Here is a 15,013-nt window from a genome sequence, read left to right as displayed (position 1 = left end):
GAAGTAGGAAGTAAGAAGTAGGAAACACATAAAGCCTAAATATAAAAGACCCGTCAGGTATAATGAACTGACGGGTCTTTTTTGTTGGTGCGGCGTTTATGAAATTCATTGATTTCTTACTTCCTACTTCTTACCTCTTATTTCAGCAATCCCCTTCGCATAATCAAACACCAGGTTGCAGAATGCCTTAACACCTACATCGAGGCGGCTGTCATCGATATAAAAATCGGGTGTATGGTGCGGCGGTGCTTTCGATTTGTCGGCGCCCTTAGGCATACCGCCAAAGTAAATAAAGAACGAAGGCGCTTTTTCGCCATAATACGAAAAGTCTTCTGAACCGGTTACCCATTCTCGTTCCTTTACATTTTCCTTACCGGCTGTTCGCTCAAAACTGGGAACCATCATTTTTACCAGAGCCGGGTCATTATAGGTGACCAGCGTTTTGGTGTCAATGGTAACCTGGGCCGTGGCGCCCATGGCTTCCGCAATAGTCGTAGCTATTTTACGAATGCGTTCATGTGTTTCTTGTTGCATTTTGGTATCCAGCGCACGAATAGTGCCCTGCAGCACCGCTTCTTCGGGAATGATATTGGGCCGCACACCGCTGTGGAATTTGCCTACCGTAATAACCACCGGCGCTTTGGTGAGCTCCGATTGGCGGCTAACGATGGTTTGCAGCGCATTCACGATCTCGGTGCCTACAACAATAGGGTCAATACCTTTCCAGGGTTGTGAACCGTGGCTTTGTTTTCCTTTTATATTAATGGTGAACCAGTCAGATGAAGCCATGAAGGCGCCTGATTTGTATTCAAAGGTGCCCGCTTCAATATCCGATTCAATGTGCATGCCAAACACCGCATCTACTTTTGGATTATCCATACAACCTTCTTTCACCATCAGGGGTGCGCCGCCTTCTTCATTTCCGGGCGGACCTTCCTCGGCCGGTTGAAAAAAGAATTTAACGGTACCGGGCAGATCTTTTTTCATCGATGATAAGATCTCGGCAGCGCCCATCAGCATGGCCACATGGCTATCATGGCCACAGGCATGCATTACAGGTACAGTATCGCCCATATATTCGGCCCGTACTGTTGATTTAAACGGAATAGCTACCCGTTCCTTTACCGGCAGGGCATCCATATCGGCCCTCAAGGCAACTACAGGGCCCGGTTGGCCACCCTTCAAAATGGCTACAATACCGGTTTTGGCAATGCCGGTCTGTACCTCGAGACCCAGTTTTTTCAAATGTGCAGCAACGTATTCAGCGGTCTTGTATTCCCGGTTCGAGAGTTCGGGATGCTGGTGCAAATAGCGACGCCATTCAATGACCTGGGGTAGCAGGGCGGCGGCTTTTTGATCAATGAGCGTTTGCCGGTTTTGTTGGGCGGGCAGGGTTGATGTTATGAAAAGTAATAAAATTGGTAGCAGAACCCACCGGGTTGACTGTTTTAGCTGCATGCTGGATTATTTTTCTGAATGTAGAAAAAAATAATGAGCTGGAAAGGGTACTAAACATATGATTTTTAATCTACTGTATATAGCACTTATTTTGTTATAAATGCTTGATGTCCAAATATGTAATAAGCAAATATATTTATCGTTTATTAAGTGTTTTAATCCCGAAAACTGCCCCAATGCCCGTCCCTGTATTGAAAACCGCCATTACTCATGGCAGGCCGTTATGGCATATGCCTATTGGTAAACTTGTTTGCAGTATTTTACTGCAGGCGTTGATCACCTTCCCCTGTTTTTCACAAACATTAGGTTACTGGACTTTCAACAATACTTTAGCGGGTGCTGGTGTTGCTGCACATAACACGCTTTCAACGGCCGATTATAATTCCGGTATTCCAACAAAATCATTTAATGGCAACGTAGAATATTATGGCGAGAACGGCTGGCCAGGTGGCAGCATCAATACTGGTACTTATCTTGAGTTCAGTATTAGTCCAAATACCGGTTACCAGTTAGACCTCACCAGTGTATTATTGCGCATCAGGCGTAGCAATACGGGTTCGCCGGCAGGTTCGGGCCCAACTTCCTGGAGCCTGCGGTCGAGTATTGATGGCTATGCTTCAGATATTACCAACAACAGTTTATCGCATAACTACAGCAATTATTCGGTTGCCCTGGGTAGTGCATTTTTGAATCAATATACCACGGTTACCTTCCGGTTATATGGTTACAATGTAAGTATTAATAGCGGGGGCTTTAGCCGGTTGGTGGTCGATAGCATCAATATTCAGGGTATAGGTGAAGTGCTGCCCGTTAGCATAACCGGTGTACAGGCTTTGCATACCGATAAAAATGTTTCGGTGAAATGGCAGGTTACCAATGTGCATGAAGGCAGTGTGTTCCATGTAGAGCGTTCGGTGAACGGAACTGATTTTACAACCATCAACCGCTTCCCGGAAAACGAGACCCTGTCGGCCGGTTCATACAATTATGAAGACAAACAGGCGCCTGGTAATGACAAGGTATATTATCGCATTAAAATAGATGAGCCAAGCGGCTGGACTTACTTCTCCTGGCTGGTGAAGGTCAATAACAAAAGCATCAGTCAGCTGTCGATCGATTATACCACTGTTTCGGGTCAATCGCTGGCAACCTCGTTGCAGATACCTGAAAAGGGCAGGTACACCGTTTCGGTGATTGCGCTGAATGGGGTAGTGCTGCAACAGCGTTCGCTTGACCTGGATGCCGGGTCGCAGGTAATTTCCTTCCCGTTAAATGCCCGGGCGCATGGACCCTATGTGTTGCGAGTGAGCAATAACAGCCTGATGAGTAGTAGGAAGTTTGTTTGGTGAGTTTATTTATACTCCCCAAACACCTCTCTCAATGTATCAGCAATTTCCCCGAGGGTGCATTTTTGTTCAACGGCCTCAATAACGGTGGGCATAATGTTCTCACCGGCAGAAGCCTTGTCAGATAGTCCCTGTAAAACCTGGTCGCATTTGGCCGGGTCGCGGTCATTGCGCAGTTGAGCCAGTTTCTGACTTTGTACCTGGCGAATAGAGTCATCGATCCTGAAGACCGGTGTGGTATCTTTTTCTGTTGACTGAAATTTGTTTACGCCTACAATGATCTTCTCTCCATTTTCGATCTTGCGTTGGTATTCGTATGAACTGCGGGCAATGGCATCCTGAATAAAACCTTCTTCAATAGCCGAAACGCTGCCGCCCATGGCATCGATGGTAGCCATAAGCTCATAGGCTTTTTGTTCTATTTCGCTGGTGAGTGCTTCTACATAATAAGAGCCGGCCAGCGGATCAACGGTGTCAGCGGCGCCGCTTTCAAAAGCCACGATCTGCTGGGTGCGTAAGGCAATACGGGCGGCTTCTTCGGTAGGCAGGCTCAGGGCTTCATCAAAACCATTGGTATGCAGTGATTGGGTACCCCCTAAAACAGCTGCGAGGGTTTGCACCGTAACGCGGGCAATATTGTTCTGCGGCTGTTGTGCGGTTAAGGTACTGCCTCCGGTTTGGGTATGAAAACGCAGCATCATGGCCCGGGGATCGGTAGCGCCCAGTTCCTTCATAATGTTGGCCCACATGCGGCGGGCAGCCCTGAACTTGGCTATTTCTTCGAACAGGTTGTTATGCGCGTTAAAAAAGAATGATAGGCGCCGGCCGAATACATTAATGTCAAGTCCTTTTTCCAGTGCGGCCTTTACATAAGCTTTACCATTGCTCAGGGTGAAAGCGATCTCCTGAACGGCGGTACTGCCGGCTTCACGAATATGGTAACCCGAAATGGAAATGGTATTCCACTTGGGAAGCTCCTTACTGCACCATTCAAAAATGTCGGTAATGATGTGCATGGATGGCTTGGGGGGATAAATATAGGTGCCCCTTGCCGCGTACTCTTTCAGAATATCGTTTTGAATGGTGCCGGAGATCTTTTTCAGATCGGCGCCCTGTTGTTTGGCCAGGGCTACATAAAACGACAGCAGTATATATGCGGTAGCATTAATGGTCATGGAGGTTGACACCTCTTCGAGCTTTATTCCTTTGAACAGGGTTTGCATGTCTTCAATGCTGTCGATGGCCACGCCTACCTTACCCACTTCACCTTCGGCCAGGGGATGATCGCTGTCGTACCCGATTTGGGTGGGAAGGTCAAAAGCCACGCTTAGCCCCATTACGCCCTGCGACAATAAATAATGGTATCGTTTATTACTTTCTTCCGCAGTACTGAACCCTGCGTACTGGCGCATGGTCCATAATTTACCGCGGTACATATCTTCCTGCACACCCCGGGTGAAGGGGAACTGTCCGGGTATTTCGGGTTCATCAATCCGGGGAAGATCAGAAGCATTATACACTTCCTTTATTTCAATGGCGCTATCGGTATATACTTTCTTTTCTGGCATGACAAGTTTTTTGAAGTAGGAAGTGATTTGAGTTTCGAAATCAGAAGTAATGTGAGAGATGGGGTTCTTCTTACTTCTTATCTCTTACTTCTTACGTCATCAATTTTTTTGCTTCATAGCTCAGCACATCGGCTACCACATTGTGCAGGGAAGCTTTGGGCGATTGCATCAACATTTCGAGAATGCTGCGGCTGAGGTCCTGGCCGGTGGCTTCGGCTGGTAAAAAAGAGGAGATCTGGTTAATGATCAATATATTCTGATCTTTCAGGTTACGTACCGCTTCCCACGATTCGTGCGATACATAGATCTGCTGGGTTACATTATATTCAAATTCCTGTCTTATTTGCATTGTCAACAAAGCCTGCATATCCCGGGCGCTCAGTCCGGCCTGGTTGGTGCGGCTGATGAGGTTGGGCAGGGCAATACGGTCAACCAGCAACATCAGGCGTTCATAAGCCTGTAATTGAAGGGGTTGGGTAGCGGGTGCGGCGGACTTTTCCTTTTCGTGCTTATCGAGCAGCTGTTTTGCTTCTTTGCGTTGTTTCCAAAGCGCATAAGCCAGAAAGCCGCCGAGTGAAAAGGCAATTACCAGAGAAATTACCATTTGGGTGGTAGTAATCATTCAATAGGTTTTAGGTGAGCAAAAATACAGTTCTATATTTTAAGTTCTTCGTAATAAGTTGCTTAAACGAATTGCGACGTACAATTGGTATAAAAACAAACAGTTACCGGTTCCCAGGTACCGGTTTCCGGGTTCTGCCTGGTAACTGGCAACTGGTACCCGGTAACCAACTTTCTGTCACCAGCCTGTCAATTGCTGGCGGTTTAACCGGTTCCCAGGTACCGGTTTCGGGGTTCTGCCTGGTAACTGGCAACTGGTATCCGGCAACCAACTTTCTGTCACCAGCCTGTCAATTGCTGGCGGTTTCACCGGTATCCGTTGCGGGTACCCCGGGTTTATCGTAAATTTGTCCTTTAAATGATTTGAGTATGGAAATGACAATGGCCGTTCCTGTGAGCTTTACTGCCGGTGCCCTGGCTGAGATCAGGCGTTTGATGAGCGCCCCCGAATTTGATGCTTCTAAATTTTTACGGGTGGGCGTGAAAGGCGGCGGTTGTTCGGGCCTTTCATACATATTGGGTTTCGACGATAAACAACCCGATGACCAGGTGTTTGAATTTGACTCACAAACCTTCATAATGAATAAATCGCACGGCATTTACCTCATGGGGATGCAGATTGACTGGGCCAATGGCCTCAATGCCCGCGGCTTTACTTTCATTAATCCCAATGCCAGTAAAACCTGTGGCTGCGGAACTTCGTTCGCGGTATAAAAAGAAAAATCTATATTTGTTTTCTTCAACAGCACCTTTTCGCAACCGACCAGGATACCTGTTTTTTCAGTACCTGCTTTACCAAAGCAACCGGGGATAATTATGATGTACATCTGGAATGGTCAATTATTATTATTTACCATTTAAAGATGTAAGCATGCGCACATTATTAAAAGCCACTATGGACGTTACGGCTTCCAATAAAGCCATTATGGACGGCTCCCTGCCAAAACTCATGCAGGCCACTATGGACAAGATAAAGCCCGAAAGCGCTTATTTTACTGCCATTGATGGTTGCCGTTCGTGCCTGATGGTATTTGATCTAAAAGATCCTTCAGATATCCCAGGTATTGCTGAACCTTTCTTTCTGCACCTGAATGCTAAAGTAGAATTCAGTCCGGTCATGAATGCAGATGATTTAAAGAAAGGGCTGGAAGCGTTGCAACGGTAAAAAAGATATTGGCAGCTAAAGGCCCTGATTCCGGCTCAACCGGCATCAGGGCCTTTTTTATTGGCTATTTTTTTAAATTTACGGTTAATGGTCAACATCGATACCTTCAAACAACTGGCGCTTTCCTTTCCGGGGGTGGAAGCGCAGCCACACTTTGAAAAAACATCTTACCGGGTGAAGAAAAAGATCTTTGCCACTCATGCTCCCGATAGCCACATAGTGTGTGTAAAGCTGTCTGAAATAGATCAGTCGGTTTTTTGCGCCTTTGATAAAACCATTATTTACCCTGTTGATAACAAATGGGGCAAACAGGGCTGGACGCTCGTCGACCTCAAAAAAATAAGAAAGGAGATGCTGAAAGATCTTCTTGCCACTGCCTATAACTGCGTAGGTTCAAAGAAATGAACTTCCTTACCATTCCACATGTGCCCGCACTCCAAAAATATGTACCGGGCCGCGGTCTTTGTTATAGGCGGGGTTTAGTACAAACTGGTAATCGGGACTAATCGATAAAAAGATGGCCGGGATGTTGAATTTATAATAGGTTTCAAAAATCGCTTCGTGCCCATAGTTCAGGGCGCCATCCCCAATAATAAACCCACTGCCGCCAGCCTTCAGGTAATCGCGATGCGGGCCCGAAATGCCGTTCACTACGATGGCAGTGCCCAGGGCATCGTTCCTGCGCGACCAGGCTTCGCCCTTCCACACCATTCCGGCCGATACCGATTGATCTATTTCGGTAAATGCCCAGGTTTCATTGCGGCCATCGTTCCAACTGCTGCGGATAAAAATACCGGCGTTTTTTGAAATGGCCTGTTCTATCGAAATGCCTATGCCGTTCTTTGTTCGGGGAACGCTTCGTACCAGTGTTATGTCGGGTGTTGAGGGATCTTTTTGAATGGCTTCTTTATAATTACCCATGGCAGCCAGGCTGTGGAACAACAGCAGCCTGATAGTTCCTGGTTGTTTGTTCATGGTAATGTTTTTCTCGCCTTCCCAGGTAAGTCCATACGCTTTGCCGATGTGGTCATCCAGTACAGGCCCATTGGCATAGGTTGGCATTTGCGTCATGGCTATACGGGTAGCCCAATTTGGGGTATGGTATTCAACCACCGCGCCAACGGTATAACCGCGGGTATTGGCCGGGTAATCCCAGGCGCCATTGCTCATGAGGCTCCAGTTCATGAACTGGGAGCGGGGATCATGGCTGTAGCTGTTATTATCAAAAAAATCGGCAATGCTGAATTTACCGGCGCGAACAGAGATATACCGGGCCGGTACATGCTGTTGCACCTGGTTAAGGTCATCTGTTTCTACCTCTTTTCCTGCACCCAGCGCAAACTTTTGTTCAAGGTATAACCGGGCCAGGTACAACTTCAATTTGGGACTTCCTATACGAAAGGTTTCGCCGTTGGGAAAACCGGCAACGCCCATGGCTGAGCTAAGGCCGCTGCCGCCGGCTACCTCCGGGTTAAAATAAAGCGTGGCATATTTCCATAATCTTCTTCCCGCAAATACAGTGGCGGTAAAGGAAACCTTTCCTGATTCGTCTTTTAGTAAACTGTGCGTACCGGTATAGGGTGCATTAAAAGAAGGGTGGTATTGCCATATGGAAGTTGCCTGTGCATGCAGGCTCCAGTTGCGGCTCGCGATGGAATCGGCTGCAATTTGTGCATGGGTGTTGCAAAAGATCACTGTCAGTAAGAGAATACTAAAGATTGATCGAATCATTGGTATTTACATTGTGTACGAAAACCCAAAACTGCTTACTGCTTTGGTTAAGCAGTGTTTAACGTACGTTAAAACGGGGTTAACGCATGTAATACCTTATATTCAATTTACTGGCCAGGCTCATTGAGTAAACATTACATGCTCACCGCGGCATTGAACCGGAAACCCACACCGTGAATGGTTTCAAGTATAATTTCAGGATCGGCCTTGAAGTATTTACGCAATTTGGTCATGAACACGTCCATACTGCGGCCCAGGAAATAATCGTCTTTGCCCCACACGTTAAGCAGTACTTCATCGCGTTTTAAAATATGGTTGGCATGTTCGCACAGGAATTTCAACAGGTCAGCTTCCTTCTGTGTTAAGGTAAACGTTTCAGCAGGTGCATGTAGTTTAAGATCGGTATAGGAGAATCTCATTTGCCCAATACTGTATTCCTGTACACTTTCGGCATGCAGTTTTCGTGAGCGGCGAATGAATACATCCATGCGCAGCAATAACTCCTGCATACTGAAGGGTTTGGTGATATAATCATCGGCGCCCGTGAGGAAGCCTTTTACTTTATCTTCCTCCATTGATTTGGCGGTGAGAAAAAGAATGGGCACCATATCTGTCTGCTGGCGGATCTTGCGGGCAACTGTAAACCCGTCTTTATTCGGCATCATGACGTCGAGCAAACAGATGTCGTATTGTGTTTTGTCGAACTTTTCAATAGCGGTTTGTCCATCGGGACAAAGAACCACATCGTAGCCTGCATCCTGCAGGTTGTCTTTGATCACATAGCCTAAGGATAGATCGTCTTCGGCCAATAGTACTTTAACTTTTTTTGTTAACATGATCAGCTATTTACTGTTGCTGGAAGAATAAGCCTGAACTCGGTTCCGATACCGGGCAGGCTGTTTATTTTAATAGAACCATGATGGGCATCTATGATCCTTTTTACGAAATTCAAACCCAGTCCAAATCCTTTTACATTGTGCACATCGCCAGTGGGCACGCGGTAAAATTTCTTGAACAGGCGCTTCTGGTATTTTTTTTCAATGCCAATGCCGTTGTCTTTTACTGAAATATAAATATTTCCATCTTCATGGCCAGCCGAAACAATGATGTGCGGCTTAATTGAGAATTTGAGGGCGTTTTCCAGCAGGTTAACGATCGCCAGTTCCAGGTGTGCCCGGTCGGCATACAGTTCAATATTATGTTCTTCATCGATAGGAATATCCACTTCTGCATTTTTCTCATCGATGAGGGGTTGCATTTTGGTAACGGCTTGCTCAATAAGGTCTTTAAGCGGCACCAGGTTTTTTTGTATGGGCAGGTCCTTTCTATCGCTTCGCGCTATCTGCAATAAGCGTTCTACCTGTTCCTGCAGGTGTTGGGTTTGGTTTTCAACGATGGTGGCGTATTTTTTTAAACGCTCGGGTTGCGTGGTGATCTTGTCCTGCAACAGCACTTCCGCCGATATTTTCATAACGGCGAGGGGGGTCTTGAATTCGTGGGTAAAGTTGTTCACAAAATCTTTCTGCACTTCGGCCAGGAACCGTTGGCGGTAAAAAAAGAACAGGATAACTGCCAGTCCAACAAGCACAATGAACAATACTGCGCTACTGATGAACCAGAAATTCATTTGTTGCAACACATATTTGTTCCGGTGGGGGAAATACAGCAATCCGTAGTTGTAGTTGCGTTTGTAAAGCGACAGGTTGATCTCTCCCCGTTCATATCGCGAAGCCGCGGTGGGGATATATGTGGGATTTATATATTTGGTATGTCCGGGGGCGAAATAGGCAATGTATGCATCGGTAAGTACATCAAAATCATTTAACTCATGTCGCACATAAGAAGCGATGGAGTCTTCTGAGTAGGCATTGTCAATTCTGAACAGGAAATAGTCGGTACTGGGGTTTTCGATCAGTTCCGCCAGATCCATGGCGCGGGTGTCAACGAGTTCAATGTCTTCATACAGGCCGCGAATGCTTTTAACAACGTTGGTATGGAAGGTCCTTTGCTCAAATGAATACACTTTGTTCAGCCAGAACAACTGAACTGCAATTATCAGCATTATTAAAAGGCTGGCTACCAGAACCAGCCATCTGAGCGTTGATGATCGCATAAAATCTGATAAACTCCTGTAGGCAAAATTGCTACCCATTATGGTTACTTTTTGTCTAATCTGGTTAAGGGCTCGTTAAGGAAAGATACGACAACTGTATGATTGTTAATCACCAGTTAAGCAGGCTTTAAAATTTCTCCCGGGTAGCACATTTGAATACTTTCACACCGTCAAAACATTTCCAAACAACCTTTTAAAAAAATTGACCAAATGAAAAAAGTATTATTACTGTCTGGTTTATTCATGACTTTAGGCTTGTTTACAATGGCGCAACAGCATCATCCAAAGAAGGATTCTACTGCTCCAAAACCTGCGCATGTAAAAGCGCCAAAGAAGGCTACTGACACTACTCACACTACCCATAAAAAACATTAAAATAGGTCGGTTTCTTTAGGGTTTAAACGTCGCTCCGGGTGGGCGGCGTTTTTTGTTGCCCCAGCCCCCTAAATGGAGTGAGCTACAGTGTTTTGAGCAGGTTCACTATTGCGGGCAGTCCGGGCAGTCTGTTGCTCACCCGGCACGTTGGCCAATTAGCCTATTAGCCCGTTAGATAACCGGTTTATCTCCATTCCCGTTCGTTTTCTTCTTTTCTTCCCTGATAATGGTCTGTAACAGCTTTATTTGTTCAGCCTGCGATTCAATCAGCTTTTTGAATTGTTCCTGTATCAACAGGTCAATTTTCTGGTGCAGGGTCCTGATCTCGATCTCCGCTTTCAGGTTCACCACGTAATCATTTTCATTGCGTTTGCGGTCTTTTTCTTCCTGGCGGTTCTGGCTCATCATGATCACCGGGGCCTGTATGGCGGCCAAACAGGAAAGCAACAGGTTGAGCAGTATAAAAGGGTAGGGGTCGAACCGGCTGCGGCCCACGAGCAACAGGTTAATGACAATCCATATACATAAGACGGCTACAAACCAGGTAATGAATTTCCAGCTTCCGCCAAAACGGGCTACCCTGTCGGCCAGCCGCTGGCCCAATGTGAGCTGTTCGTTCTTTGGTTCGGCGAGGCTTTGCAACAATAATTTTTCCTGCTCCAATGATTGTACAACGATCTCATTCAATTTCTTCAGGTGATCGTTTTCTGTATCCATCAGTTCATTGATGTATTTGGCTTTTGACTTGTGCATGGTATTAAAATATTGATAGCGTTAAGTATTATGAAAAAGGCGAGCCATTCCTGCGATGGCCCGCCAGTTTTCAGGGATATTATAAAATTAAGGGAGTGCGTTAATTAATAGTATGAGCTTTGTCACTTATGTGTCTTTATTTGCTCATGGCAACCGGATAGGGACTGCCACCCGTTTGCAGGCTTCCGGTGCGTTTTAGCACACCCCAGCCCTGTAATTCGCCTTTAATGGCTTTCAGCAATGCTTTGAACAGTACGGCCAACATCAACCAGCGGTAAATGAGCCGCTGGGGCAGCAGCCATAACAGGCGCGTTTTCTTTTCCTTTTCAAAATGGAAGGCCAGTACACACACGGCGGCATCAACCAGCATGAACAATCCATAATAAAGAAGAATATGACCGGCATTGCCGGTGAAAATGCCGATGAGCATAAAGAAATCGGCCACCGGTGCAAAGGCCGGAATAATGAACTGGAACAACAGGATGTTTGGGAATGCCGCCCAGCCCAGGGCTTTGTATTGTGTATTGAACAGCACATCGCGGTTCTTCCAGAAGGTTTGCATTACCCCAAAGCTCCAGCGAAAACGTTGTTTAATGAACATTGTAACCGATTCGGGCGCTTCGGTGAACGCCAGTGCTTCGTGTTCATTGGCAATGATATACCCCTGGCGAAGGATCCGAACCGACAGGTCGCAGTCTTCGGCCAGCGTATCGGTGGTAAAGCCGCCGGCATCCTCAATGGCTTTTTTGCGGAAGGCGCCCACCGCACCGGGTACAACGGTTATACCATTGAGCCAGGCAAAGGCCTCGCGGTCGAAGTTCTGGCTGGTAATGTATTCAATAGATTGCCAGCGGGTAAGCAGGTTCACCAGGTTGCCCACTTTTACGTTGCCGGCAACGGCGCCAATAGCCTTTCCCCGGCCCCCATCTGCAGCGGGGTTCAGAAAATGTCTTATCATTTTGGGTATGGCATCGGGATGCAAATGGGTATCGGCATCAATACATACTACAAATTCTGCGTTGGATTCCTTTATCCCGAAGTTCAGCGCCGAGGCCTTTCCGCCGTTTGGCTTGGTAAATACCTTTACCTGGGGATGGTGCTGAAAGGCGCTATGCACTTTTTCATACGTACCGTCTTTACTGCCATCATCTACAAATATGATCTCAGTATTGGGCCAGTTGGTCCTTAACAGGTTCTGTACCGAATTTACCGCATTCACCGCTTCGTTATAAGCGGGTACAATGATCGACACCAGCGGGTATTCAGTAAGCGTTGGCCAAATGGTTGCTTTCTCGCGGCGGCGTTGCCGTATAGCCAGGTAAGCCATAAAAAGCAGTCGGGCCATCGACAACACAATAAAGGCCACGAACAAAACAAACAACACCTTGCCGGCCCAGTAACCCGATTCGGCCAGCAGGTAATTGAATTGTACCAGGTAATAATCTTTTCCTTTGGGAACAGCCGGCATCAGTTCGGCCTTTTGTTTTCCCAGCAGGTCGCTTACGGTGGTGAACTGGTACCCGTGGCTTTTAAAATACTCAATGATGCGCGGCAGGGCTTCAATGGTGGCGCTGCGGGTATCGCCACCGGCGTCGTGCAATAATATAACGTTACCGCCCAGGCCGGCGGCAGTTAACTCCTGTTTCCGCCTAATGGTACGCACCACAATGCTGTCGGCCGAAATACCCGGCTCCCAGTCGAGCGGGTCAATTGATTCCCCTACGTCGAGGTAATTTTTGGTGCGGGCAATGGCCACCGGCAGCAGTTCTTCCATTTTTTCGGGTTCTGCATCGGCATTATAGGGGGCCCTGAAAAGTATGGTTGAATGGCCGGTTATACATTCCAGCAACAGGCGGGTGCTTTCTATTTCCAACAGTGCGCGTTTGGGCGATATTTCGGCTATGTTGGGATGGGTGAACGTATGGTTGCCCAACTCATACCCATCTTTGTAAATGCGTTTTATGATGGGGATATTCTTTTCGGCATTGATGCCTACCACAAAGAAGGCGGCCGGTACGTGTTCTTTTTGCAGAATATCCAGCACCTTGGGTGTCCAGGTAGGGTCGGGGCCATCATCAAAGGTGAGCACCAGTTTTTTAGGGGTGGTTTGTCCGTATTTCTTTACCACGAACATACTGGGCAGGCTGTCATAATGTTCTTCGCTGATGAGCATATCGGTGCTGTCGATCTCGGGCCGTATGCGGCCATCGACGGGGGTGCTCAGGATATCGAGCACTTCGCCTTCGCCTATATAATCCACGTCGTTGCTCGATTGTACGGCGGTGAAATTATTGAAATCGAACCCGGTGAGGGCCGCTTTTTGCATATCGTGGTTATAGAATTTCCAGATGCGGCTGTCTTCACTGCCCATGCGCCACAAAGCGGTTCCAGCCAGCCCGTACTCCGTCGCAAACCGCAGGCTGTTGAAGGTGGTGGCGGCGTCCATAAAGTATACTTCATGTGGGTGGTCGTCATCGTCGAAATAGCTGTAATGCAGGTTATACGAGTCGTTGTCGAAATCAATATTGCCATCCGATTCCTTGGCCGTGGTAAGTGCCTGCTGATAGGTAATGGTGGTAGCAGGGCCATGTTGCGGCCAGTCGTACCCGTAGGCGGCCAGCGACAGCACCAGTTTGTTCGAAGGTATTTTGCGGGTCACTTTGTCAACGGCGGCTTCAATCCATTGCTGGTGGGCAATGGGGCCGGGGCCGGTGTTCTCGGCATACTGGTCGTAGGCCATTAAAAAAAGGTAGTCGTTGTATTTGGCCAGCTGTTCAAAATTGTAATCCTCGTTAAAGGGAGCAATGTCCTGTGTAACCAGCAGCCCTTTTTCGTGCAGCCGGGTATACAGTTCTTTTTGAAAGGCAATTAACGGTTCGTCGGTCTTTTCATTCACCTCTTCAAAGTCGACGTTCACGCCAATGAACTGGTTCTTTTGCAAAATATTGATGACGTCGGTGATGAGCCGTTCTTTTTTCCGGGGATCGGCCATAATGCGGCGAACCGGTTCGCCCAGGAACTCGGTTTTATAATTATTCGAGAGAATGGGCATAATGGGCACGCCGCTTTTTTTCATAATGGCGAGGGCCCGGTCATCGACCTGGGTATAAATGGTATCGGCTTTGGGGTCAATGAACATCCACTCGGGTATTACCAGGTTTAAATTGGAAATATTCCGTTGCAGCGAGAAAAATGATTGCGGGTCCCAGGCCACATAAAAAGCCGATCGTATGCCGCAGGGAAAGCGGTTGAACGACTGATTAAGGTACGATGGGCCGGGTGTAAGGTAGGCTGGGGTAAAAGGCGCCAGCCGGGCCATCTTCTTCTCTTTAGCCGTAATATATTTTTGAAAACCGGGCGCCAGCCGTTTGCTCGAAGGGGTAGGTGGGTGATTATCGGGCAGCCATTTTGTGGTGGGCGGCTCGGTATGGTTGTTCAGGCGGGGCAGGGCGGGGGTGTACACCTGTTGCAGCGCCACGATCATTACCGTTATGGACACAATCACTGCCAGCGAGGCAAAAAGGATGATCCATTTAAAACGGTTCCATCGGGTGGATGAATTTGTTTGGAAAATTTGCATATGTGTCGGTTTAGCCCTTCGACCTGGCTCAGGGTTTATTGGTCGTCAAAATCGACGAACTGGTCTATGAATGCAAAGTTGGTGCGCTGATACATGGCGGGCGGTTAATGGGTGGTTATTTAGCGGATTGTAAGTTAATGGGTGGTTAATGAAGCACTGGAGTATAATTGAAACTTTTGTGGTGCTAGGTTTATGAAGTAGGAAGTAAGAAGTAGGATGAGTCCGTATTTCAGGTCTCAAGCGAATTATTAGGAGCGCTCAAAATGCGCGAGCTTCTTACCTCGTACTTCCTACTTCTGTTGC

14 protein-coding genes are annotated in these 15,013 nt (G+C 47.3%); 6 read left to right on the top strand and 8 right to left on the bottom strand.

The window, feature by feature from the left end; genetic code table 11:
• Positions 1-123: 123 nt before the first annotated feature.
• Positions 124-1,458, bottom strand: a complete 1,335-nt coding sequence (locus A3860_RS33565) for an amidohydrolase (RefSeq protein WP_081154900.1) — start codon at positions 1,456-1,458, stop codon at positions 124-126.
• A 176-nt stretch (positions 1,459-1,634) separates the two neighbouring features.
• Between A3860_RS33565 and A3860_RS33560 the strand changes: the two genes are divergently transcribed.
• Entirely contained in the window at positions 1,635-2,807 is a 1,173-nt protein-coding gene (locus A3860_RS33560; protein WP_081154899.1) for a hypothetical protein, read from the top strand.
• Between the two features lie 2 nt (positions 2,808-2,809).
• Here A3860_RS33560 and A3860_RS33555 read toward each other — a convergent pair whose 3' ends face one another.
• Both A3860_RS33555 and A3860_RS33550 read right to left on the bottom strand, forming a co-directional pair.
• Entirely contained in the window at positions 2,810-4,372 is a 1,563-nt protein-coding gene (locus A3860_RS33555) for an acyl-CoA mutase large subunit family protein (RefSeq protein ID WP_081154898.1), read from the bottom strand.
• A gap of 91 nt (positions 4,373-4,463) precedes the next feature.
• Positions 4,464-4,994 (bottom strand): DUF7935 family protein, encoded by a 531-nt coding sequence (locus tag A3860_RS33550; RefSeq protein WP_081154897.1) that lies wholly within the window; start codon positions 4,992-4,994, stop codon positions 4,464-4,466.
• Positions 4,995-5,065: 71 nt separating this feature from the next.
• On the opposite strand from A3860_RS33550, the gene A3860_RS33545 reads away from it, so the two are divergent.
• The 4 genes from A3860_RS33545 (at position 5,066) to A3860_RS33530 (ending at position 6,563) form a co-directional block, all read left to right on the top strand.
• Positions 5,066-5,338, top strand: coding sequence for a hypothetical protein (locus A3860_RS33545; RefSeq protein ID WP_081154896.1), 273 nt, complete (start codon positions 5,066-5,068; stop codon positions 5,336-5,338).
• A gap of 24 nt (positions 5,339-5,362) precedes the next feature.
• Entirely contained in the window at positions 5,363-5,707 is a 345-nt protein-coding gene (locus A3860_RS33540) for a HesB/IscA family protein (RefSeq protein WP_081154895.1), read from the top strand.
• Positions 5,708-5,864: 157 nt separating this feature from the next.
• Complete coding sequence (locus tag A3860_RS33535; protein ID WP_081154915.1) at positions 5,865-6,158, top strand: hypothetical protein; 294 nt, start codon at positions 5,865-5,867, stop codon at positions 6,156-6,158.
• A gap of 87 nt (positions 6,159-6,245) precedes the next feature.
• Entirely contained in the window at positions 6,246-6,563 is a 318-nt protein-coding gene (locus A3860_RS33530; RefSeq protein WP_081154894.1) for an MmcQ/YjbR family DNA-binding protein, read from the top strand.
• 6 nt (positions 6,564-6,569) lie between these two features.
• Here A3860_RS33530 and A3860_RS33525 read toward each other — a convergent pair whose 3' ends face one another.
• From A3860_RS33525 to A3860_RS33515, 3 genes are all read right to left on the bottom strand, one after another.
• Entirely contained in the window at positions 6,570-7,889 is a 1,320-nt protein-coding gene (locus A3860_RS33525) for a carbohydrate porin (RefSeq protein ID WP_245843687.1), read from the bottom strand.
• A gap of 134 nt (positions 7,890-8,023) precedes the next feature.
• On the bottom strand, positions 8,024-8,725 hold the full coding sequence (locus A3860_RS33520) for a response regulator transcription factor (protein WP_081154893.1): 702 nt from the start codon (positions 8,723-8,725) through the stop codon (positions 8,024-8,026).
• A gap of 2 nt (positions 8,726-8,727) precedes the next feature.
• The gene (locus A3860_RS33515; RefSeq protein WP_158085443.1) at positions 8,728-10,002 is read right to left on the bottom strand and encodes a sensor histidine kinase; all 1,275 of its coding nucleotides are present in this window, start codon (positions 10,000-10,002) and stop codon (positions 8,728-8,730) included.
• 210 nt (positions 10,003-10,212) lie between these two features.
• Between A3860_RS33515 and A3860_RS41355 the strand changes: the two genes are divergently transcribed.
• The gene (locus A3860_RS41355) at positions 10,213-10,377 is read left to right on the top strand and encodes a hypothetical protein (RefSeq protein ID WP_158085442.1); all 165 of its coding nucleotides are present in this window, start codon (positions 10,213-10,215) and stop codon (positions 10,375-10,377) included.
• Between the two features lie 171 nt (positions 10,378-10,548).
• On the opposite strand, the gene A3860_RS33510 is transcribed toward A3860_RS41355, so the two are convergent.
• Positions 10,549-11,130 carry a DUF1003 domain-containing protein gene (locus A3860_RS33510; protein WP_081154891.1) on the bottom strand — a complete coding sequence of 194 codons (582 nt, stop codon included), beginning with the start codon at positions 11,128-11,130 and terminating at the stop codon, positions 10,549-10,551.
• A gap of 136 nt (positions 11,131-11,266) precedes the next feature.
• Entirely contained in the window at positions 11,267-14,710 is a 3,444-nt protein-coding gene (locus tag A3860_RS33505; RefSeq protein ID WP_081154890.1) for a glycosyltransferase, read from the bottom strand.
• Between the last annotated feature and the right edge of the window lie 303 nt (positions 14,711-15,013).

Origin of the sequence: Niastella vici, from assembly GCF_002077945.1 — a bacterium.
GTDB classification, from domain to species: domain Bacteria; phylum Bacteroidota; class Bacteroidia; order Chitinophagales; family Chitinophagaceae; genus Niastella; species Niastella vici.
Note: the sequence above shows the minus strand (reverse complement) of the source record. Positions and strands in the feature narration are given on the sequence as shown.